Raw genomic sequence first — 19,751 nt, 5'->3', positions numbered from 1 at the left:
CCCTCTCGGGCGGCCTTTCTCGTTTCGATCGGGAAGCGGACGCCTACTCGAAGCGCCCGCTGGCATGGGCCAGCATCGTGTAGACCTTGCCGGTCTCCGAGGTCAGGTAGGTCTTGGCCACCATCGAGTCGCGGTCGTCCTTGGCGGCTTCGCCGAGCAGGCGCTCGAACTCGTCGATATAGCGGTCGACCGTATCCTTGAACTCGGCATCGCGGCGATACTTGCGGCGGATCTCGTCGAAGGTCTGCTGGCCCTGCAGCGTGTAGAGCCTGCGGGTGAAGACGTTTCGTTCGCCGCGCTTGTAGCGGTCCCACAACTCGACCGCGGCATCATGGTCGATCATCCGCGCGATATCGACGGAGAGCGAATCGAGCTTCTCGATCGAATGCGTCGTCGTCTTGCTCGGCTCCGGCTGCTTGTCCTCGCGCGAGGCGCGAGTGAGCAGATCGGAGAGCCAGCCCGCCTTGGGCGGCTGCGCAACCGGCTCCGGCTGGCGGCGCGGCGCTTCCTGCACCGGAGCCGTGCGGCTTGGCGCAGGCGCCGGCTCGGCGCGCGTGCTCCCGCGCGGCGCGGCGGGCTGTTCGGGCTCGCTTGCCGTGGCATCGAGGGACGGCCGCAGCAGCGGTTCCTCCGCGGCCGGGGCGGGCTGGGTCACGGGCGAGAGCACCTGGGCAGGTCGGGCCGGAGCTGCCGGGGCAGGGGCGGCAACGGCGGCGGTCACAGCCGCAGTCGCGGCCGAGCGCCGGTTGGCAGCATGGTCGATCGGCAGCGAGACATCGCCGCGCCGGCCGGCGCGCGTCACGATCTCGGTGAGATCGTTCAGCGCCTTGATCTGCTCGGCCACGACCCGGCGCATGGCCGAGGTCGATTCCTGGGCTTCCGCCGGCAGTTCGAGCACGCCGCGCTTCAGTTCGGCGCGGGTCGCCTCCAGCTCGCGCTGGATGTCGCCGGTGATCCCGCGCATGTCCTGCGCCGCTTTCTGGAAGCGCTCGGTCACCTTGGCGATCTCGCCGCCGATCTCGGTCGAGACCTGGGCATAGGCCGCACGCAGGGCCTCCGCTGTGCGCTCGCGCTCCTGGCCGGTGGCGGAACGGATCGCCTCGAACTGTTGAGCGATCGCGTTCGTCGTCGATTCCGCCGAGTCGGACAGGACCGTGCCGATCTGACGGGCCCGCGATTCCGCTGTGTTGAGGGAGTCGTCGATCAGCGAGGCGAAGGAGCGGGTGATCGCCTCGACATCGTCGGTGCGGTTGGCGATGAGCCCATGCAACTGCTCCAGCGCCTCGCGACGCTCGGACAGCGCCTTGCCGACGCGGCCCTCGATCTGCTCCAGCCGGCCGGCGACGGCGTTGAGCGCCGCGCTGCTGGCCTGGGTCGCCTCGTTGAGCGAGGTGCCGCGATCGTCGAGCTGGCCGATCAGCGCGGTCGTCTCCCGCAGCGTGCCTTCCGAGAAGCTCTTCAGCTCGGCGATCTGCGTCGTGACCTGCTGCGAGGCCGAGCCGGCCTCGGCCATCACGGTGCCGATGACGGTCTGCAATTCGCCGACGCGGGTCGACAGGCTGTTCTCGACAGCGGCGAGGTTCTTGTTCGCGCCGTTGACGATCTGCTGCATCAGCTTGTTGGCCTCGCCGAGACGCCCGAGCATGCCGCCGAGTTCCTCGCGCAGCTGCTCGTTGGTGCCGACCAGCGCGTCGACCGATTGCTTCGAGCCGGATTCCAGCGTTTCGCGCAGCGCGTTGGACGAGGCTTCGACCGCGTTGGCGATGGCGGCGCCGCGATCGCGCAGGCCGGCGACAAGCGCGTTGCCGCGGCTTTCGAGTGCGCGCACCACCGTCTCGCCGACCGTGGCGAACTCGTTGGCCAAGGCCTCGCCGCGCTCGTTCAGCGCCTCGACGGCGCCGTTGCCCTTGGCGTCGAACGCGGCGCGCAGGGCCTCGACACGCTCGTCGACCGACTGGGTGAAGGCAGCGCCCTGCTGCCCGAGAGCCTCGACCAGGCCGTTACCCTTGGCGTCGAAGGCGGCGCGCAGTGCCGCGATGCGCTCGTCGATCGACTGGCTGAAGGTTGCACCATGCTCTCCGAGAGCGGCGACAAGGCCGTTGCCCTTTGCGTCGAAGACTGCGTGGAGAGCATCGACGCGCTGGTCGAGCGATTGCGTGATCGTCTCGCCCTGGCGGCCGAGGGCAGCGACGAGGCCGCTGCCGCTGGCGTCGAAAGCTGCTTGCAGGGCGCTCGTCCGTTCGTCCAGCGAAGAGGCCACGGCCGCACCCTGGCGCTCCAGCGCCGTGACGAGGCCGGCGCCCTGGCCCTCGAAGATCGCGCGCAGTTGCTCGGCACGCTGGTCGAGCGCGCCGGAGATGGCGTCGCCACGGCGGCCGAGCGCCGCGACGATGCCGAGTCCGCGATCGTCGAAGAGGGTGCGCAACTGCTCGGCCCGCTCGGTGAGCGCGGCCGCGATGGCCTCGCTCTGGCCGGCGAGCGCCGAGACCATGCCGCCGCCCTGGTCGTCGAACAGCGCGCGCAATTCCTGCGCGCGCTCGGCGAGCACGGAGGCGATGGCCTCGGAGCGGCCCTGCAGCGTGGTGGCGATCTCGTCGCCGCGCGTGTCGAGCGTATGCGAGACGGTGTCGAGCCGGTTGACGACGCGCTCCTCGAAGCGCGCGACGCTCTGGTCGAGCGTGTCGGCGATCTGGAGGGCACGGCCGCCCAGCGTCGCGTTGATCGTATCGGCCTTGTCGCTGAGCGTGCGGGTGAGCGACTCGCTCTTGGAGGTGACGACCTCGCCGATCTCGTCGGCCTTGGCCGCGAGCGCCTTGGTCACCTCGCGTCCGCCTTCGGCCAGCACGCGGGCGATGTCGACCGTGCGCTCGACCAGCGCCTCGTTGAGGGCGGTGGCGCGCGAGCCGAGGCTGCCGTCGATGCGCGCGATCAGGCTGTCGAGCGTGCCGGCGATCTCGGCGCTCTTGGCGCCGGAGCGATCCTCGAACAGCTTGATCTGGCTCTCCATCGCGTCCGCGGCCTCGCGGGTGCGGCTGGCGAGCAGCTCGGCTGCCTCGAGAGCACGCGTCCCGGCCTTGTCGGCCAGCGCGACGCCATCCTCGGAGATCAGCTTCTCGACCTGCGCGATTCCGGCATGCAGCGCGGTGGTGAGCTGCTGAGCATCGCCGGAGATCTTGGCGGTCAGGGTGCCGCCCTGGACGACGATCAGGTCCTCGAAGGCACCCAGACGCGCGGCGAGCGCATTCTCGACGTCGCGGCCCTGCGTGTCGAACAGCGCCGCAAACGCCGAGAGGCGTCCGCCGAGCGCGGTTTCGATTTCATGTCCCCGCTCGTCGAAGAGCTTGGTCAGCGCGTCGTGGCGCAGCGCCAGCGCCTCGTTGAGCGCCTGGGCCCGGCCCTCGACCGAACGCAGCATCGACTCGGCATTGGCCGAGAGCGCCTCGTTCACGCGCCCGCCCTGCTGGGTCAGCGCCAGCACGATCTCGCGGCCGGTGCCGGCGAGCAGGGTGCGCGCATCCTCGGCATGGACGGTGAAGGTGTCGCGCAGCCCCTGCGTCGCCTCGGTGACGCGGTCGGCGACATGGCGGCCGTCGACATTGATCGTCTCGGTGAGCGTGCGGGTGGCCTCGGTCATGCGGCGCGCCAGATCCTCGCTCTGCTCGCCGAGCAGGGTGTGGACCTCGCGGCCGGTGCTGACGAGGTCGCGCACCATGGTCTCGCGCTGCTCGCCGAGCAGGGAACCGACCTTCTCAGCCGTGTCGCTGACGCTGGCGAGGAAGCCGGTCTGCTGCTGTTCGAGGGCGTTCTGCGCCGCCTCGATGCTGCCGGTGATGCGGGAGGCCAGATGGGCGCCGCGCTCGTCCAGCTGCTGGTCGATGCTGGCGCCGGTCTCGGCCAGGCGGGAGATCAGGGCGTTGCTGCGCTCCGACAGGATGCCATGCACCGAGCGGCCGACATCGGCGACGCGGCTGGCCAGGGCCTGGCTCTCGTTGCCGAGCAGGTCCTTGATCTCGAGCCCGGCCTGCGAAACCTTGACGGTCATCGCGCCGGCCTGCTCGTCGAGCAGGGCGCTGACGCGCATGCCGGTCTCGGACAGGCCGGTGATCAGGCGCTCGCTCTCGTTGCCGACGATGGTGCCGACCTCCTGGCCGGCCTGGGTCAGGCGGCTGACGAGCAGCTCGCTCTCGTCGCGCAGGCGCGTTTCGACGGTGTTGACGGCGCCCGAGACGCTGGAAACCAGAGCTTCGCTGCGCTCCGACAACAGCTTGGCGACATCGGCGCCGGCATTGGAGACGCGCGAGACCGTTGCATCGCTGTGCTCGCCCATCAGGCTGGCGAGGTTGCGGCCGGCTTCGGCGACGCGCTCGACGACGCCGTCGCTCTGCTGGCCGACGAGATCGGCGAGCTCGCTGCCGGCGCTGGAGACGCGGCCGACCAGCTTCTCGGCCTGCTGGTCGAGCAGGGTATGGACGGTCTGGCCGGTTTCGTTCAGGCGGTCGACGAGCTTGCTGCCCTGGTCGGTGAAGAGCCCGTTGACCTGGCCCGCGACGTCGGTGATGCGGCCGGTGAGCGCGTCGCCATGCTGCGCGACAGACTCGCTGAGGGACTGGCTGGCATCGTTGACGCGCAGGATGATCGCCTCGCTGCGCTCGCGCAGCACGTCGTCGACGGTGCGGGCGGTCTCGTTGAGGCGGCTGACCAGCGTGTCGCCATGCGTGCCGATCAGGCCGTGGACGCTCTCGCCGACCTCGGTCAGGCGGGTGGCGATGGCTTCGTTCTGGCGGACGAGCAGGCTGTTGACCCCGCGCCCGACCTCGGCGAGGCGGGTGGTGACGCTCTCGCCCTCGTCGGAAAGCGCGCTGCGCAGCGCCTCGCCGGATTCCGCCAGGCGCGCCTGCAGGGCCTCGCTCTGGCTCTCGATCAGCGCGACCATGCTGCGGCTGCTGACCTCGAAGCGCTCGGCCGCTTCCGTGCCACGCGCCGAGATGTCGCGGGCGAGCGTCTCGCCGGTGTTCTTGAGCAGTTCGTTGACGGTCTCGACGCGGCCGGTCAGCGTTTCGGCGACCTGGTTGCCGGTCTCGCTGATGGCGCGGGTGACGTCCTGGGCGCCGGTGGTCAGGCCTTCGGTGAGGACGGCACCGGTGCGCTCCAGCGAACCGGCGATTTCCTTGGCCCGGCCGTCGAGCATGGTCGAGAGATTGTCGCTGGCTCCTGCCAGTCGCTCGGAAACCTCGCCGGAGGTGACCTGCAGGCGCTCGACCAGGTCGTGGCTGCGTCCGCTGATCTCCTCGATCATCTTTTCGCCGGCACGGCCGAGCGCCTGGGTGATCTGGTCGCCCTTGGCGCCGAGCGAGCCGGTGACGCGGTCGCCGGCCTGCGAGACGGCTTCCGCGATGGCGCGGCTGGCGCTGTCGAGGTCCTTGGCGAGCCCGTCATGGGCGCCGCTGATGGCGATCTTGACGCGCTCGGCATTGCCGACCACGGCCTCGCGCTGGGTGACGAGCTCGTCGATCAGCGAGCGCAGTCGGATCTCGTTATCGGCATAGGCGCGCTCCAGCGTCGAAATTTCGCCGCGCACGATGGTTTCAAGTTCGCCGGCGCGCGCAACCGCGCGCTCGATGCCGTCGCCCATGGCGGCGACCTCGCGGCGGATGGTCTGGCTCAGCGACAGCACGGAATCGGCGCCGGCGACCTCGGGCTCGGCCAGGCGCAGCGCGACCTCGGTCATGGCGCGCGAGATCAGGCGCATTTCCTGGGTGCGGCGATAGAGCGCCGCCAGGACGAAGAAGAACACGACCGGCGCGCCGATCGAGAGCGCGAGCAGCGTCCATTCGCCGATGCCGAAGCTGGCGACCGGCTCGGGCAGGCCGTTGCTGAACGAGCCGTAGCGGCCGAGCAGGACGAAGGCGGCGCCTCCCAGCCAGGCTAGCGACGACAGCGCGGCGAACCAGTAGGGCTTGCGCGACGGGCGCACGGCGAAGGCCTGGACCAGCGAGCTGGAATCGCGGCGGTCGTCATTGGCGACGCGGCTGGTATCGGGCGCGATCGCGGCGCGCGGCTGCGCCGGCTGCTGGGGAGGAGTGGCAAGGGCCGGCGGAGGCGACGCCGGAGCCGGCTCGACGCGCGGCAATTCGAGCTTCAGGTCGTTCTCGCTGGTCGAGGGCAGGCGCGGCTCGGTCTCGACCGGCGTCTCGGCGCCGTCCTTGGACTGGTCAAGGCGAAGAGCCTCTTCGATCGCCGACATCGCAGCTTCAGTGGGGTCCTGGAGCTTCTTGGGTCGATTCATCGTTGCCGCCTCGTCACGCTACTGACGATGGGCGCGTACGATGACCACCGTCGCCCCATGCCGCCTCTGGCCGGGTGAACGGAGACACTGCGCCCATCATTTACCAATTGGAAGGGTAGTGGACCCCTGGACCCTTGGAAACCCATTTGACCACGCGATTCACAAACGTCGTTAACGCCTCGTTCACCATCCGGGCGCTTCCTGAAGGGCATGAGACCGGCCCGTGCGGCCATTTGATGACCGATGTCGAAGAGTTCCTGACATGACCGAGAAGGCCATCGATTTCGCCTATCTCTCCCGCCAGACCGCAGGCGATCACGAGTTGGAGCGCGAATTGCTGGTGCTCTTCGCCCAGCAATGCGTCGTCCATCTGCGAGCCATCCACGGCAGCACCGACCGGCAGATGCGGATGGATGCCGCCCACAGCCTGAAGGGTGCGGCGCGCGCCGTCGGTGCCTGGCAGGTCGCCGAGGCTGCCGACCGCATCGAGGAGGGTCTTGCCGGGCCGGAGCAGAAGGCGAGCGAAAGCGCTCTCGATGCGCTCGCCCTCGCGGCGGCCGAGGCGAGGGCGGTGATCGCACGCTCCGATTGCGCCGCCTGAGCACGGCTGCGGCGGGAAAACCCGTTCCGTGCCGCTTTGAAATGCTCTAAGCGGTGCCGGAGATCGCGCCGCCGGAGTTTCCCATGCCTAACATCACCTTCATCGACGCTCATGGAGAGAGCCGCACCGTCGAGGCCGAAACCGGCTCGACCGTGATGGAGACGGCGATCCGCAACGCGGTTCCCGGCATCGAGGCGGAATGCGGCGGCGCCTGCGCCTGCGCCACCTGCCATGTCTATGTCGACGATGCCTGGACCGCGGCGGTCGGCCCTGCCGAGCCGATGGAGGAGGATATGCTGGACTTCGCCTTCGACGTTCGCCCGAATTCGCGCCTCTCCTGTCAGATCCGCATCCGCGACGATCTCGACGGGCTGATCGTCCGTACGCCCGAGCGCCAGGGCTAGACCCGCGCGGCATCGCACCGCATCCGGCATTTTGCGCTGGATCATGGCGCCGATGCTGGCAAACTCCATGATGGTTGCACACCCGTCTGGATCGGCGCGCATTCCACCGGGCGCGGCAACAGCGATCCAGGCATTTGTGATATCATCCGGACTCCCGAAAAGTGGCGCCCATTTTTCGGTCCGATGCCTAGGAGGATGCGATGTACAGGTCGATCATGGTCCCCGTAGATCTCGCCGAAGCCGAGCTTGCCCAGCCGGCGCTCGCAGCGGCCGTCTCCTTCGCGAAGGCTTCGGGCGGGCGGCTGCGTCTGGTCTATGTCCGCTCGCTCATCCCGGTCACCTACATGGAGTTCGTGCCGGCTGATTTCGATTCCGAGCAGCAGGAAGATGCCGAGGCGAAGCTCGCCGAGATCGCAGCGAAGGTCGATCTTCCCGCCGAGCAGGTCTCGGCCAAGGTCCTGATCGGCTCCGTCCATGGCGAGGTGCTGGCAGAGGCCGACGCCAGCGGCGCCGATCTCATCGTCATAGGCTCGCATGAGCCCGGCATGCTCGCCTATGTCATCGGCTCGAACGCCTCGGCTATCGTGCGCCGGGCGAAATGCTCGGTGCTGGTCGTCCGCTGAACCTCAGCTCGTCCCACCCGGGACGAGGCTGTCGGGCACCTCGCCGGTCGCGAGTTCGCGCGGCCGGTTGAGACTGACCAGCGGCCAGACCTGCCAGAACGAGGCGGCGATCAGCAGGATGCCGAGCAGCCCGGCACTGTTCGCGCCCTGCTGGAAGGCGCGCAGCGTGAAGGCCGCGAGCATCAGCATCGACAGCGCGCCGAGGGCGGCGACGCCGAGCCAGATCGGCCTGGGTCGTCCGGCGACGAAGCGCGCGCGCGGATTGGCCCGCGCGATCGCGGCCGACAGCGCGGTGACGAAGCGGCGATAGCGCGGATCGTCGCGGTCGAGATCGGTGAGCGAACGCCAGGACAGGTTGCCGAAGGTCACGGTGCGGCCGTCGCTGAGCCGGAGTTGCGTCTTGTAGCCCTTCGACGAGATATTGCCGGGCGCATAGACGAAGCGGACCTGCTCGACCGCGCTCAGACGGATGCTGTCGACCCGGCGCGTCCGATCGACCTCGAGGGTGTCGCCGTCGAGCTTGTAGGCGATCTCGAAGCCCACCGGCTTGGGGCGCTGGCGCCAGCTCGGGGCGGGGCCGTCATCGTCCTCGTCCATGATCGCTTTCGTCACCGTGCCAGAACCTTCATCGCGCCATCCAGTCCGTCGAGCGTCAACGGGAACATGCGCCCGCCCATCAAACCGCCGATCTGGCGGATCGACTGGGTGTAGTTCCAGAGGTTCTGCTGCACCGGATTGAGCCAGACCGATTTCGGGAATTTGGTCGCCAGACGCTCCATCCAGACCTCGCCGGCCTCCTCGTTCCAGTGCTCGACGGAGCCGCCGGGCATCGCGATCTCGTAGGGGCTCATCGAGGCATCGCCGACGAAGACGAGCCGGTAGTCGGAGGGATAGGTCCTGAGCACGTCCCAGGTCGCGATCTGCTGGTCGTGGCGCCGGCGGTTCTCCTTCCAGACCCGCTCATAGGGGCAGTTATGGAAGTAGAAATGCTCGAAATGCTTGAACTCGGCCCGCGCCGCCGAGAACAGCTCCTCGGCCAATTCGATATGCCAGTCCATCGAGCCGCCAACATCGAGGAAGAGCAGCACCTTGACCGCGTTGCGGCGCTCGGGGCGAAGCTTCACGTCGAGGTAGCCGTGCCGGGCGGTCTCGGAAATGGTGTTGTCGAGGTCGAGTTCCTCGGCCGCGCCGGTGCGTGCGAAGCGGCGCAGGCGCCTGAGCGCGATCCGCATGTTGCGAACGCCGAGTTCGCGCGTGTCGTCGAAATCCTTGAACTCGCGCTTGTCCCAGACCTTCACCGCCCGGAAATTGCGGTTCTTGTCCTGGCCGATGCGGATGCCTTCGGGATTGTAGCCATAGGCGCCATAGGGCGAGGTGCCGGCGGTGCCGATCCACTTGTTGCCGCCCTGATGGCGGCCCTTCTGCTCGTCGAGCCGCTGTTTCAGCGTCTCCCAGAGCTTCTCCCAGCCCATCGCATCGATCTGGGCTTTCTCTTCGTCGGTCAGGAATTTCTCGGCGAGCTTGCGCAGCCATTCCTCGGGAATGCCGGCTTCCTCGATCGCCTGCTGCAGCGTCTCCATGCCCTTGAAAACCTGGGCGAAGACGCGGTCGAACTTGTCGAGATGGCGCTCGTCCTTCACCAGCGTGGCGCGGGCGAGATAGTAGAACTCGTCGACCCTGTGTTCGGCCAGATCGGCCTCCACCCCTTCGAGCAGCGTCAGGTACTCGCGCAAGGTCACCGGGACCTTGGCGGCGCGCAGATCGGTGAAGAGACGGAGAAACATGCCGCTAATGTGAGGGCATGGGGCGCAGGGTCAAGCAGCGTCCACGTTTCATGCGCGAACGCTGCCTGAGCCCGATGATGGCCTTACGCCACCGCGTCGGCGAGGTCCTTGGTGACCTTGAACTTCACGACGGTCTTGGCGGGCACCTTGATGGTCGCGCCGGTCGAGGGGTTGCGGGCCTCGCGGGCCTCGCGCTTGGCGGCGGAGAGCTTGCCGATGCCGCCGAGCGTGACGTCGTCGCCCTTTTTGAGGGACTTGGCGACGGTCGCGCCGAGAGAGGCCAGGATGGCCGAGACGTCGGCCTTGGTCTTGCCGGTCTCTTCGGCAATGGCGGCGATCAGTTCGTTCTTGGTCATGAATTCCTCCTAGAGAAGGTGGTTCAGGCGTCGCGTGCTGGATGACGGCCGTTCATGCTCGTTTCCGACACGAGCGACCGCGACACATGGATGCCATTCGCGGCGCGCAACTCACGCAGTTGCCACGGTTACCGCGGAAAGACGATGGCCGCGGCGGTAGATACGCACAGGAAACGCCTTCGTTCCATCGGTTTCAGGCCGGTAACGGCCCAGTTGAGAACGAAAACAGGTTAACGGGGTGGGTTGACGGAGCGTCAGGCGGATAGAGCCGGCGAATCGCTGCGGCGGCGCGAGCAGCCCGCCGCAGCGAGAATTCATCGTCAGGCCTGGATGCCGTCGACGTACCAGTCCATCTTCGAAAGCATCTCGTCGCTGGCCTTCTCGCCGGCCTTCAGGCGGACTTCACCCTTCTGGTCCTTGAGCTCGCCGGTGAAGGGGTGGAGCGTGCCGGCGACGATGGCCTTGGTGACCTCGTCGGCGGCGGCGCGGGCGGCCGGCGTGATCGCATCGTTATACGGGGCTAGCTTGACGAAGCCGTCCTTGATGCCGCCCCAGACCGCGCCGCTCTTCCAATTGCCGTCCATGACCTCCTTGACGCGCTTGATGTAGTAGCCCGACCAGTCGTCGACGATGGCCGAAAGATGGGCCTTGGGCGCGAAGGACTTCATGTCGGAGGCCTGGCCGAAGGCGAAGACGCCGCGCTGCTCGGCCGCCTGGAGCGGAGCGGCGGAATCGGTGTGCTGGGTGATCATGTCGGCGCCCTGGTCGATCAGCGCCTTGGCGGCGTCGGCCTCCTTGGCCGGATCGTACCAGGTCGAGCACCAGACGACCTTGGTCTTGAAGTTCGGGTTCACCTTGCGGGCGGCGAGATGGAAAGCGTTGATGCCCATCACGACTTCCGGAATCGGGAAGGAGGCGACGTAGCCGGCTTGTCCGGTCTTCGACATGTGTCCGGCGATGGTGCCGATCACGGCGCGGCCCTCGTAGAAGCGCGCATCGTAGGTCGCGACGTTCTCGGCGCGCATATAGCCGGTGGCATGCTCGAACTTGATCTTCGGGAATTGCTTGGCGACCTGGATCGTCGGGTTCATGAAGCCGAAGGAGGTCGCGAAGATCAGCTGGTTGCCGGCCTGGGCGAGCTGGCGCAGCGCGCGGGCGGCGTCCGGACCCTCGGCGACGTTCTCGATGAAGCTGGTCTTGATCTTGGTGCCGTATTCCTTCTCCAGCGCCAGCCGGCCCTGGTCATGCGTCCAGGTATAGCCGTGGTCGCCGATCGGGCCGACATAGATGAAGCCGACGCCGAGCGGGGCCTGCGCCGAGGCGCCGCGGCCGAGCAGCGGCAGGGTCGAGGCGGCGGCGGCGCCGAATGTCAGCTTGCGGCGGGTGATGATGCTGGTCATGTCCTAAAACTCCCCGTTGTCGGTTGCGGCGTCAGGACGCCGAGAAGGGTTTGCCGAGGCAGGCGGGCGCGTCGAGCCGGCCGGTCTTTCGTCCTAGCGACATCATGGTCAGAACCGCAATCGTCGCAAGGTAGGGGGCCATCGCCAGAACCTCGGGTGCAAGCCAGCTGACGCCGGCCGCCTTGGCCTGCAATTCGAGCGTCATGACGGCGCCGAAGAGGTAGGCGCCGAGCAGGAGCCGCCCCGGTTTCCAGGCCGAGAAGACGACGAGCGCAAGTGCGATCCAGCCGCGGCCCGCCGTCAGCCGGTCCGCCCACATCGGCGTCAGTGCCAGCGAGAAATAGGCGCCGCCGAGACCTGCCAAGGCGCCACCGAAGGCGATGGCGCCGTAGCGGATGGCGATCACGGGATAGCCGATCGCATGGGCCGAGGCGTCGTTCTCGCCGATGGCGCGCAGGATCAGGCCCGGCCGCGTCCGGCGCAGGAACCAGCTCACGGCTGCAACGAGCGCAAGTGAGAGATAGACGAGGATGTCGTGTCCGAAGATCACCCGCAGCAGCGGATGTTCCGACAGCGCTTCCGGAAACACCGGCTGAAGCCGCGTCACGGTGCGCCCGACGAAGCCCGCGCCGATCAGCGAGGAGGCGCCGATGCCGAAGATCGTCAGCGCGAGCCCCGTGGCGACCTGGTTGGCCATCAGCGAGAGCGCGAGCACCGCGAAGACCATCGAGGCCGCGACGCCTGCGAAAGCCGCCGCGACCAACCCGATACCGGTGCTGCCGGTCGAGAAGGCGACCGCGAAGCCAGCGACCGCGCCGCACAACATCATGCCCTCGACGCCGAGATTGAGCACGCCGGCCTTCTCTGCGACGAGCTCGCCGAGCGATGCGAGCAGCAGCGGCGTCGAAGCCGCGATCAGCGTCATCAGGATGGAGATGAACATGGCGGAGGTCATGCCGCTCTCCGCTTGAAACCGATACGCCAACGCACGAGCACGTCGGTTGCCAGCAGCATGAACAACAGCGTTGCCTGGAACAGGCCGGTCGCGGCCTGCGGCAGCCTCACCGTCGATTGCGCGATCTCGCCGCCGACATAGGTTCCCGCCAGCACGATGCCGCCGAAGACGATGCCGAGCGGGTTCAGCCGGCCGAGGAAGGCGACGATGATCGCGGTGAACCCATAGCCAACCGGGAATTGCGGCGTGAGCTGCCCGAACGGACCGGCCGCCTCGAACAGGCCGGCGAGGCCGGCGAGCGCGCCGCTGACCAGCATGGTCGCCCAGGTCGTGCGCGCCGCGCTGAAACCGCCATGACGTGCGGCTGCGGGTGCCAGGCCGACGACCTTGATCGCGTAGCCTGCCGTGGTCTTCTCCATCAGCAACCAGGCGATGATCGCGAGCACCAGCGCGGCTGGGATGCCGAGATGGACCAACGTTCCTTCCAGCACTGTCGGCAGCGTCTGATCGGCCGTGAACATCCGCGTCTGCGGGAAATTGAAGCCGCCCGGATCCTTCCACGGCCCGCGCACGAGGAAGTACAGCAACTGCACGGCGACATAGGTCAGCATCAGGCTGGTCAGGATCTCGCTGACCTGCAGCTTGACGCGCAGGAAAGCCGGGATCGCGGCCCAGGCCATGCCGCCGAGGATGCCGGCCAATGCCATGGCGGGCAGAATCCACCATCCCGTCATGTCATAGGTCAGGAGGGCGACGCCGGTGCCGGCGATGGCGCCCATGACGTATTGCCCCTCGGCGCCGATATTCCAGACATTGGCTCGGAAGCCGATGGCGAGCCCGAGTGCGATCATGACGAGCGGCGCGCCCTTGACCCCGATATCGCCCCAGCGTTGCGGCTCCAGGAAGGGGGTCAGGAAGATGCTGCCGACCGCGTGGAAGCCGTCATAGCCCATGGCGGTGAAGACGATCATGCCGATGAGCATGGTGAGCCCGATCGCGATCAGTGGGCTCAGGCCCAGCATCAGCAGGCTGGGCTCGCGGCGGCGGCGCCATTCAAGCATGGGCTGCCTCCGCGCCATGGACGCCGCCCATCATCAGGCCGATCTCGTCGATGCCGAGGCTCGCGACCGGTCGCGGCGCTGACAACCGTCCCTCGTTGATGACGCAGAGCCGGTCGGCGAGCTCCAGCAATTCGTCGAGATCCTGCGAGATCACCACCACGGCCGAGCCCTTGGCCGCGAGGTCGACGAGTTCCTGTCGGATCGCGGCGGCAGCACCGGCATCGACGCCCCAGGTCGGCTGCGAGACGACAAGAACGGCCGGCTGCTGGCCGATTTCGCGACCCATGATGAATTTCTGCAAATTGCCGCCCGAGAGCGAGCGGGCGAGCGCGGCGTTGCCGGTGGTCCGGACGTCGAAGAGCTTGATGACGCCATCTGCAAAGCGTTTCACGCTGCTGCGGCTGATGAAGCCGTGCGGCGCCAGCGGGAGCCGGTGACGCGCCGTGAGGATCCCGTTATCGGCGAGCGAGAAATCCGGCACGGCAGCGTGGCCGTTGCGCTCCTCGGGCACGCAGGCGAGGCCGAGCGTCCGGCGTGTGCCGGCGCCCTCAAGACCAACGGGTTTGCCGTCGAGTTTGATTGCCTCCGAGCCGGCCGCGAGTTGCTCGCCCGAGAGGGCGGTCAGCAACTCCGCCTGTCCATTGCCGGCGACACCGGCGATCCCAAGAATCTCGCCGGCCCGGGCTTCGAAGGAAACGCTCTCCAGATCCGTGCCGAAGGGGGGCTCACCCGGCAGCGACAGTCCTTTGACCTCCAGCCGGACGGCGCCGGAGCCAGCCGCCTTGCCGTGCTCGATCTTGCGCAGTTCCGCGCCGATCATCAGCTCGGCCATGCGCTTGGTTGTCTCGACCTTGGGGTCGCAGGTCGCGACGACGCGCCCGCCGCGCAGAATGGTGGCGCTGTCGCACAGTGCTTTGATCTCGTGCAGCTTGTGCGAGATGTAGAGGATCGAGCAGCCCTCGGCCGCGATCTGCCTGAGCGTCGCGAACAGGCGCTCGACCTCCTGCGGCGTCAGGACCGAGGTCGGCTCGTCCATGATCAGGAGCTTCGGCTTCTGCAGCAGGCAGCGCACGATCTCGATGCGCTGGCGCTCGCCGACCGAGAGCGTATGAACCTCGCGCTCCGGATCGAGCGGTAGCGAATAGGATTGCAGGATCGCTGCGACGCGTTGCTTCAGCTCCTCGCGATCGACCGCCTCGTCGAGCCCGAGCGCGATATTCTCGATCACCGTCATCGCGTCGAACAGCGAGAAATGCTGGAAGACCATGCCGATGCCGAGCTTGCGCGCCGCCTTGGGCGAGGGGATCGAAACGGGCGAGCCGTTCCAGGAGATGGCGCCCTCGTCGGCCTGCTGGACGCCGTAGATGATTTTGACCAGCGTCGACTTGCCGGCGCCGTTCTCGCCAAGCAGCGCGTGGATTTCGCCCGGCTTGACGCTCAGGCTGATGTCTTCATTGGCTTTGACGCCGGGAAAGCTCTTCGAAATATGGGCGAGCGCCAGCCGCGGCGGCACCTTCTGCTCACGCGGCTGATTCATGTCGCGACCGTCTCCCTTTCGCCGGCTCCCGGCGGCCAAGCAAGCAACGCACCAGCTCGGCTGCCGTCAAGGCCGCGATCACCTCCGGGCGCTTGTCGTCCACATCGCAGCCGCCAATCGGGCAGGTCAAGCGCGCCAGAGCCTCGCGCCGACCACCAGCGCGCAGGAAGCCGGATTCGAAGCGGGCGCGCTTCGTGGCCGAGCCGATCATGCCGACATAGGCCGCATCGCCACGCGCCAGCGCCGCCTCGGCCAGCCGGTAGTCGAGCGCATGGCTGTGCGAGAGCACGACGAAGGCGGCTTTTGCCGGAGCGCTCGCGATCGCATCGACGGGATCGGCCATGCGGATGCAGGTGACGGCTGCCGGCAGCCCGCTCATGACGTCGTCACGATCGTCGAGCAGGGAGACCGAGAGGGGCAGCGGTGCCAGTGCCTTTGCCAGCGCGCGGCCGGTATGGCCGGCCCCGAAGATCAGCACCGGTGGCCGCGTCGCGGCTTCGGCCTTCTCGCGGGCGCTGAACAGGGCGATCTCGGCCGCTCCCGCATGGCGGAGCGAAACACGCACCCGCCCACCGCAGCACTGCCCCATCTGCGGCCCGAGGGGGATATCGAGTAACTGATCCTCGGCGCCTTCGCCGAGCATGTGCCGGGCGATGTCGATGCAGTGGAATTCGAGCTGCCCGCCGCCGATGGTTCCGGCGATGGCGTTCGGGCTGACCGCCATGCAAGCCCCGGCCTCGCGCGGCGTCGAGCCTTCCGCGGCCTCGACCCGGACGATGACGATGCCGTCGCGCTGATGGGTGGCGAGGAAGGCGGCGAGGGTCATGATGCTGCCTCCGCCCTGACCCGCTCGACAGCCTCCAGCACGCGCTCGGGCGTTGCCGGTGCATCGAGGCGTGGGCAGATGCGATGGTCGCCGACGCTCGCCACTGCATCCGACAGCGCATGCAGCACCGAGATCGCCAGCATCAGCGGCGGCTCGCCGACGGCCTTGGAGCGATGGATCGTCGGCTCACGGTTCGGCGCGTTGTCCAGCAGATGCACGTTGAAGACCCGCGGCCGGTCGGAGGCGACGGGAATCTTGTAGGTCGAGGGGGCATGGGTCCAGAGCCGGCCCTTCTTGTCCCAGACCAGTTCCTCGGTCGTCAGCCAGCCCATACCCTGCACGAAGCCGCCCTCGATCTGGCCCTTGTCGATCGCCGGGTTCAGCGACCGTCCGCAATCATGGAGGATATCGACCCGCTCGACCTTGTACTCCCCGGTCAGCGTGTCGATTGCGACCTCGGCCGCCGCTGCGCCATAGGCGAAATAGTAGAACGGGTGGCCGCGCCCGGCCTTGCGGTCCCAGTGGATTTTGGGCGTCGCATAGAAGCCCGTCGCCGAAAGCTGGACGCGCGCCATATAGGCGGCCGCGACCAGTTCCTTGAAGGCGATCTCGCGGGCGCCGATTTTCACGCGGCCCGGCAGGAAGGCGATGTCGTCTGCCTCGACCCGCCAGTGCCTTGCTGCGAATTCGGTCAATCGCTTCTTGATCGTCTCGCAGGCATCGAGCGCTGCCATGCCGTTGAGGTCGGAGCCGGAAGAGGCGGCGGTGGCCGAAGTGTTCGGCACCTTGCCGGTCGTCGTCGCCGTGATCTTGATCTGGTCGAGCCCGATGCCGAAGGCATGGGCCACCACTTGCGCCACCTTGATATAGAGCCCTTGCCCCATCTCGGTGCCGCCATGGTTCAGCGCGACCGTGCCGTCCGTATAGACATGCACCAGCGCACCGGCCTGGTTGAACCAGGTCGCGGTGAAGGAGATGCCGAATTTTACAGGCGTAAGCGCGATGCCGCGCTTGACGATCGGGCTCGTCCTGTTGGCCTCGCGGATCGCGGCCTTGCGGGTCTGATAGTCGCAGCGCTGCTCGAGCTCCGCGATCACATCCGCCGCGATATTGTCCTCGACCGTCTGGTGATAGGGCGTGACGTTGCGATCAGTCGCGCCATAGAGATTGCGCCGGCGCACCTCCAGCGGGTCGAGCCCGGTCGCGTAGGCGACCTCCTCGATGAGGCGCTCGGCGCCCACCATGCCTTGCGGCCCGCCGAAGCCACGGAAGGCGGTGTTCGAGCAGGTATTGGTGAAGAGCGGCTCCGAACGTGCGCGCACCGCCGGGTAGAAATAGCAATTGTCCATGTGGAACAGGGCGCGGTCGGTCACCGGCCCGGAGAGATCGGCATTCCAGCCGCAGCGCGCCGCATAGACGGCGTCGACCGCATGGATGCGGCCATCATCGTCGAAGCCGACCTCGTAATCGCAGATGAAGTCATGGCGTTTTCCCGTGATCGCCATGTCGTCGTCGCGGTCGGGACGCAGCTTCACCGGGCGCTTCAGCTTGCGGGCGCAGAGCGCGGCGATGCAGGCGAAGAGATTGGCCTGCGTCTCCTTGCCGCCGAAGCCGCCGCCCATGCGCCGCACCTCGACCGTTACCGCATGGGAGCCGACGCCGAGCACGGCCGCGACCATATGCTGAACCTCGCTCGGATGCTGGGTCGAGACCAGCACGGCCATATCCTCGTCCTCGCCGGGGATAGCGAGCGCGACCTGGCTTTCGAGGTAGAAATGCTCCTGCCCGCCGATCGCCATCGCGCCTTTCAGCCGGCGCGGGCTCGCTGCCAGCGCGGTAGTGACATCGCCCCGTTCGAGCTTGAGCGGTTCGGTGACGAGTTTCCTCCCGGCTTCGCGCGCTGCAGCGATGTCGATCAGCGGCGCTTCCTCGGCATAGTCCGCCTTGGCCAACGTCGCGGCATGGCGAGCCTGCTCGCGGGTCTCGGCGACGACGGCAAAGAGCGGCTGGCCGTGGAACAGGATGGAATCGGTCGCGAAGACCGGTTCGTCATGCAGATGCGTCGAGGAGATATCGTTGGCGCCGGGGATATCCGCCGCCGTCAGCACGGCGACGACACCCGGCGCGGCGCGGACAGCATCGAGGTCGAGCGAGAGCAGTCGGCCATGGGCGATCTTGCTGGTGCCGAGATAGGCATGCAGCAACCCTTCGGGCGCGGCGATGTCGTCGATATAAACAGCTTCGCCCGCGACATGCTTGGGCGCGGAATCATGGGTGCGGGAGCTGCCGACCGGCCCGCTCTCCAGTCCGATATCGAGCTTGCGGCGTGCGTCAGCCATGGGCGACCTCCGCCAGCAGGCCGGCGACCCGCGTTCGCGTCTCAGCTTCCGTCGTTTCGATCAGGAAGCGCAGCAGCAGGTTGCCGGCGATCTTGAGCCGATAATGCGCCGAGGCGCGCATGTCGTCGAGCGGCGTGAAATCCTGCGGGAGAGCGGCGATGGCGGCTGCGATGGCCTTGTCGTCCCAACGTTGGCCGACGAGCGCAGCTTCGGCCGCCGCCGCACGCTTTGGGATGCCGGACATGCCGCCATAGGCGAGGCGGGCTTCTATGATGCGCCCATCATTGCCGAACGCCAGTCGAAAGGCGCCGCAGACGGCGGAAATATCCTCGTCGAAGCGCTTCGAGACCTTGGAGGCATGGAACAGCATGCCGTCCGCAAGTTTCGGCACCAGCACGGCCTCGACGAATTCTCCGGGCCGCCGGTCCTGCTTGCGGTATTCGATGAAGAAGCTTTCGAGCGGGATGCTACGGCGTTCGAGGCTGGTTTCCCCGCGCCTTGCCAGGACCAGCGTGGCATCGAGCGCGATCAGGGCAGGCGGCAGGTCGCCGATCGGCGAGCCATTGGCGATGTTGCCGCCGATCGTGCCGGCATTGCGCACCTGCTCGCCGCCGAAACGGCGCATCAACTCGTCGAGCTGAGGGGAGAGGGCGGCGAGCGCCGTCCGGACATCGATATGACCAGCCATCGCACCGATGCACAGATGATCGCCTTCGTCGGTGATCGCGCGCAGTGTCTCGACCCGTCCGAGATAGATCAGCGGATCGAGGCGTTTCATCGCCTTGGTGACCCAGAGCCCGACATCGGTCGCGCCGGCGACGAGCGTCGCTTGTGGGTGGGCGGCGACGAGTTCGGCCAGCGCCTCCACCGTCGTGGGTGCATAGAAGCGTCGGCTTCCACCTTGCAGGGACAGCGTCTCGTCATCATCCAGGGCGGCAAGCCGCGCCGCAACGGCCTCCCGTTCCCGCAGGAACTGATCGGCCTCGCGCGGCGCGATCTCGTCCATGCGGCGGCCGGCGGCGATGATCGGTTCGTAGCCGGTGCAGCGACAGAGATTGCCGGCGAGCGCATCCTCTATGCGACCTGTGTCCGGCTCCGCCTCGTTGAGCCTGAGCGCCAGCAGCGACATCACGAAGCCCGGCGTGCAGAAGCCGCATTGCGAGCCATGGCACTCGACCATCGCCTGCTGGACCGGGTGCAGGCTGCCGTCGGAGCCTTTCAGATGCTCGACTGTGAGAAGCTGGCAGCCGTCCAGCGTCGGTAGGAAGCGGATGCAGGCATTGATTGCCTCGTAGCGCAGCTGCCCGCGATCTAGCCGCCCGACGACGACGGTACAGGCGCCGCAATCGCCCTCGGCACAGCCTTCCTTGGTGCCGGTCATGCGCCGGTCGAGGCGCAGCCAGTCGAGAACCGTCAAAGTGGGATCGCAGTGGTCGATCTCGACCAGTCTGTCGCCGAGCAGGAAGCGCAAGCTCTCACGCATCCCTCTCGCTCCACTCGCAAAGCCAAATCATGCCCGCAGATTAGGCATGATCCGGCCTTGGCCGGAAGCTTCGATTTGGTGCAGATGTGATGTGGA

The 19,751-nt window shown here is 67.6% G+C and carries 14 protein-coding genes; 3 read left to right on the top strand and 11 right to left on the bottom strand.

Annotation, left to right across the window (positions count from 1 at the left end):
* Positions 1-43: 43 nt before the first annotated feature.
* A complete protein-coding gene (locus BLQ70_RS03125) occupies positions 44-6,286 on the bottom strand; it encodes an apolipoprotein A-IV repeat region-like domain-containing protein (protein ID WP_091855763.1) in 6,243 nt (2,080 codons plus the stop codon).
* A gap of 262 nt (positions 6,287-6,548) precedes the next feature.
* Between BLQ70_RS03125 and BLQ70_RS03120 the strand changes: the two genes are divergently transcribed.
* From BLQ70_RS03120 to BLQ70_RS03110, 3 genes are all read left to right on the top strand, one after another.
* Positions 6,549-6,887 (top strand): Hpt domain-containing protein, encoded by a 339-nt coding sequence (locus BLQ70_RS03120; protein ID WP_091855762.1) that lies wholly within the window; start codon positions 6,549-6,551, stop codon positions 6,885-6,887.
* 83 nt (positions 6,888-6,970) lie between these two features.
* The gene (locus BLQ70_RS03115) at positions 6,971-7,291 is read left to right on the top strand and encodes a 2Fe-2S iron-sulfur cluster-binding protein (RefSeq protein WP_061965556.1); all 321 of its coding nucleotides are present in this window, start codon (positions 6,971-6,973) and stop codon (positions 7,289-7,291) included.
* 200 nt (positions 7,292-7,491) lie between these two features.
* On the top strand, positions 7,492-7,914 hold the full coding sequence (locus BLQ70_RS03110) for a universal stress protein (RefSeq protein WP_061964521.1): 423 nt from the start codon (positions 7,492-7,494) through the stop codon (positions 7,912-7,914).
* A gap of 3 nt (positions 7,915-7,917) precedes the next feature.
* Here BLQ70_RS03110 and BLQ70_RS03105 read toward each other — a convergent pair whose 3' ends face one another.
* From BLQ70_RS03105 to xdhA, 10 genes are all read right to left on the bottom strand, one after another.
* The gene (locus tag BLQ70_RS03105) at positions 7,918-8,526 is read right to left on the bottom strand and encodes a hypothetical protein (RefSeq protein WP_091855761.1); all 609 of its coding nucleotides are present in this window, start codon (positions 8,524-8,526) and stop codon (positions 7,918-7,920) included.
* Positions 8,523-9,698, bottom strand: a complete 1,176-nt coding sequence (locus BLQ70_RS03100) for a vWA domain-containing protein (protein WP_091855760.1) — start codon at positions 9,696-9,698, stop codon at positions 8,523-8,525. Before BLQ70_RS03100 ends, BLQ70_RS03105 begins: the two co-directional genes overlap by 4 nt.
* An 83-nt stretch (positions 9,699-9,781) precedes the next feature.
* Positions 9,782-10,054 (bottom strand): HU family DNA-binding protein, encoded by a 273-nt coding sequence (locus BLQ70_RS03095; RefSeq protein WP_061964514.1) that lies wholly within the window; start codon positions 10,052-10,054, stop codon positions 9,782-9,784.
* A gap of 320 nt (positions 10,055-10,374) precedes the next feature.
* Positions 10,375-11,454 (bottom strand): BMP family ABC transporter substrate-binding protein, encoded by a 1,080-nt coding sequence (locus BLQ70_RS03090; protein ID WP_091855759.1) that lies wholly within the window; start codon positions 11,452-11,454, stop codon positions 10,375-10,377.
* A 31-nt stretch (positions 11,455-11,485) separates the two neighbouring features.
* The gene (locus BLQ70_RS03085) at positions 11,486-12,409 is read right to left on the bottom strand and encodes an ABC transporter permease (RefSeq protein ID WP_091855758.1); all 924 of its coding nucleotides are present in this window, start codon (positions 12,407-12,409) and stop codon (positions 11,486-11,488) included.
* Complete coding sequence (locus BLQ70_RS03080; protein ID WP_091855757.1) at positions 12,406-13,470, bottom strand: ABC transporter permease; 1,065 nt, start codon at positions 13,468-13,470, stop codon at positions 12,406-12,408. Before BLQ70_RS03080 ends, BLQ70_RS03085 begins: the two co-directional genes overlap by 4 nt.
* Positions 13,463-15,007: an ABC transporter ATP-binding protein gene (locus BLQ70_RS03075; protein WP_091855756.1), complete on the bottom strand. Its 1,545-nt coding sequence runs from the start codon at positions 15,005-15,007 to the stop codon at positions 13,463-13,465. Before BLQ70_RS03075 ends, BLQ70_RS03080 begins: the two co-directional genes overlap by 8 nt.
* Positions 14,991-15,833: a xanthine dehydrogenase accessory protein XdhC gene (gene xdhC / locus BLQ70_RS03070; protein ID WP_091855755.1), complete on the bottom strand. Its 843-nt coding sequence runs from the start codon at positions 15,831-15,833 to the stop codon at positions 14,991-14,993. Before xdhC ends, BLQ70_RS03075 begins: the two co-directional genes overlap by 17 nt.
* The gene (gene xdhB / locus BLQ70_RS03065; protein WP_091855754.1) at positions 15,830-18,172 is read right to left on the bottom strand and encodes a xanthine dehydrogenase molybdopterin binding subunit; all 2,343 of its coding nucleotides are present in this window, start codon (positions 18,170-18,172) and stop codon (positions 15,830-15,832) included. Before xdhB ends, xdhC begins: the two co-directional genes overlap by 4 nt.
* Positions 18,165-19,655, bottom strand: a complete 1,491-nt coding sequence (gene xdhA, locus BLQ70_RS03060) for a xanthine dehydrogenase small subunit (protein WP_091855753.1) — start codon at positions 19,653-19,655, stop codon at positions 18,165-18,167. Before xdhA ends, xdhB begins: the two co-directional genes overlap by 8 nt.
* Between the last annotated feature and the right edge of the window lie 96 nt (positions 19,656-19,751).

Origin of the sequence: Allobosea robiniae (assembly GCF_900102525.1) — a bacterium.
GTDB classification, from domain to species: domain Bacteria; phylum Pseudomonadota; class Alphaproteobacteria; order Rhizobiales; family Beijerinckiaceae; genus Allobosea; species Allobosea robiniae.
This window is presented reverse-complemented; position numbering and strand designations above follow the sequence as displayed.

What these genes read in the sequence shown, in the direction of transcription:
- BLQ70_RS03125 (WP_091855763.1), bottom strand. Translation starts at nt 6,286, where the DNA reads ATGAATCGACCCAAGAAGCTCCAGGACCCCACTGAAGCTGCGATGTCG.
- BLQ70_RS03120 (WP_091855762.1), top strand. Translation starts at nt 6,549, where the DNA reads ATGACCGAGAAGGCCATCGATTTCGCCTATCTCTCCCGCCAGACCGCA.
- BLQ70_RS03115 (WP_061965556.1), top strand. Translation starts at nt 6,971, where the DNA reads ATGCCTAACATCACCTTCATCGACGCTCATGGAGAGAGCCGCACCGTC.
- BLQ70_RS03110 (WP_061964521.1), top strand. Translation starts at nt 7,492, where the DNA reads ATGTACAGGTCGATCATGGTCCCCGTAGATCTCGCCGAAGCCGAGCTT.
- BLQ70_RS03100 (WP_091855760.1), bottom strand. Translation starts at nt 9,698, where the DNA reads ATGTTTCTCCGTCTCTTCACCGATCTGCGCGCCGCCAAGGTCCCGGTG.
- BLQ70_RS03095 (WP_061964514.1), bottom strand. Translation starts at nt 10,054, where the DNA reads ATGACCAAGAACGAACTGATCGCCGCCATTGCCGAAGAGACCGGCAAG.
- BLQ70_RS03090 (WP_091855759.1), bottom strand. Translation starts at nt 11,454, where the DNA reads ATGACCAGCATCATCACCCGCCGCAAGCTGACATTCGGCGCCGCCGCC.
- BLQ70_RS03085 (WP_091855758.1), bottom strand. Translation starts at nt 12,409, where the DNA reads ATGACCTCCGCCATGTTCATCTCCATCCTGATGACGCTGATCGCGGCT.
- BLQ70_RS03080 (WP_091855757.1), bottom strand. Translation starts at nt 13,470, where the DNA reads ATGCTTGAATGGCGCCGCCGCCGCGAGCCCAGCCTGCTGATGCTGGGC.
- BLQ70_RS03075 (WP_091855756.1), bottom strand. Translation starts at nt 15,007, where the DNA reads ATGAATCAGCCGCGTGAGCAGAAGGTGCCGCCGCGGCTGGCGCTCGCC.
- xdhC (WP_091855755.1), bottom strand. Translation starts at nt 15,833, where the DNA reads ATGACCCTCGCCGCCTTCCTCGCCACCCATCAGCGCGACGGCATCGTC.
- xdhB (WP_091855754.1), bottom strand. Translation starts at nt 18,172, where the DNA reads ATGGCTGACGCACGCCGCAAGCTCGATATCGGACTGGAGAGCGGGCCG.
- xdhA (WP_091855753.1), bottom strand. Translation starts at nt 19,655, where the DNA reads ATGCGTGAGAGCTTGCGCTTCCTGCTCGGCGACAGACTGGTCGAGATC.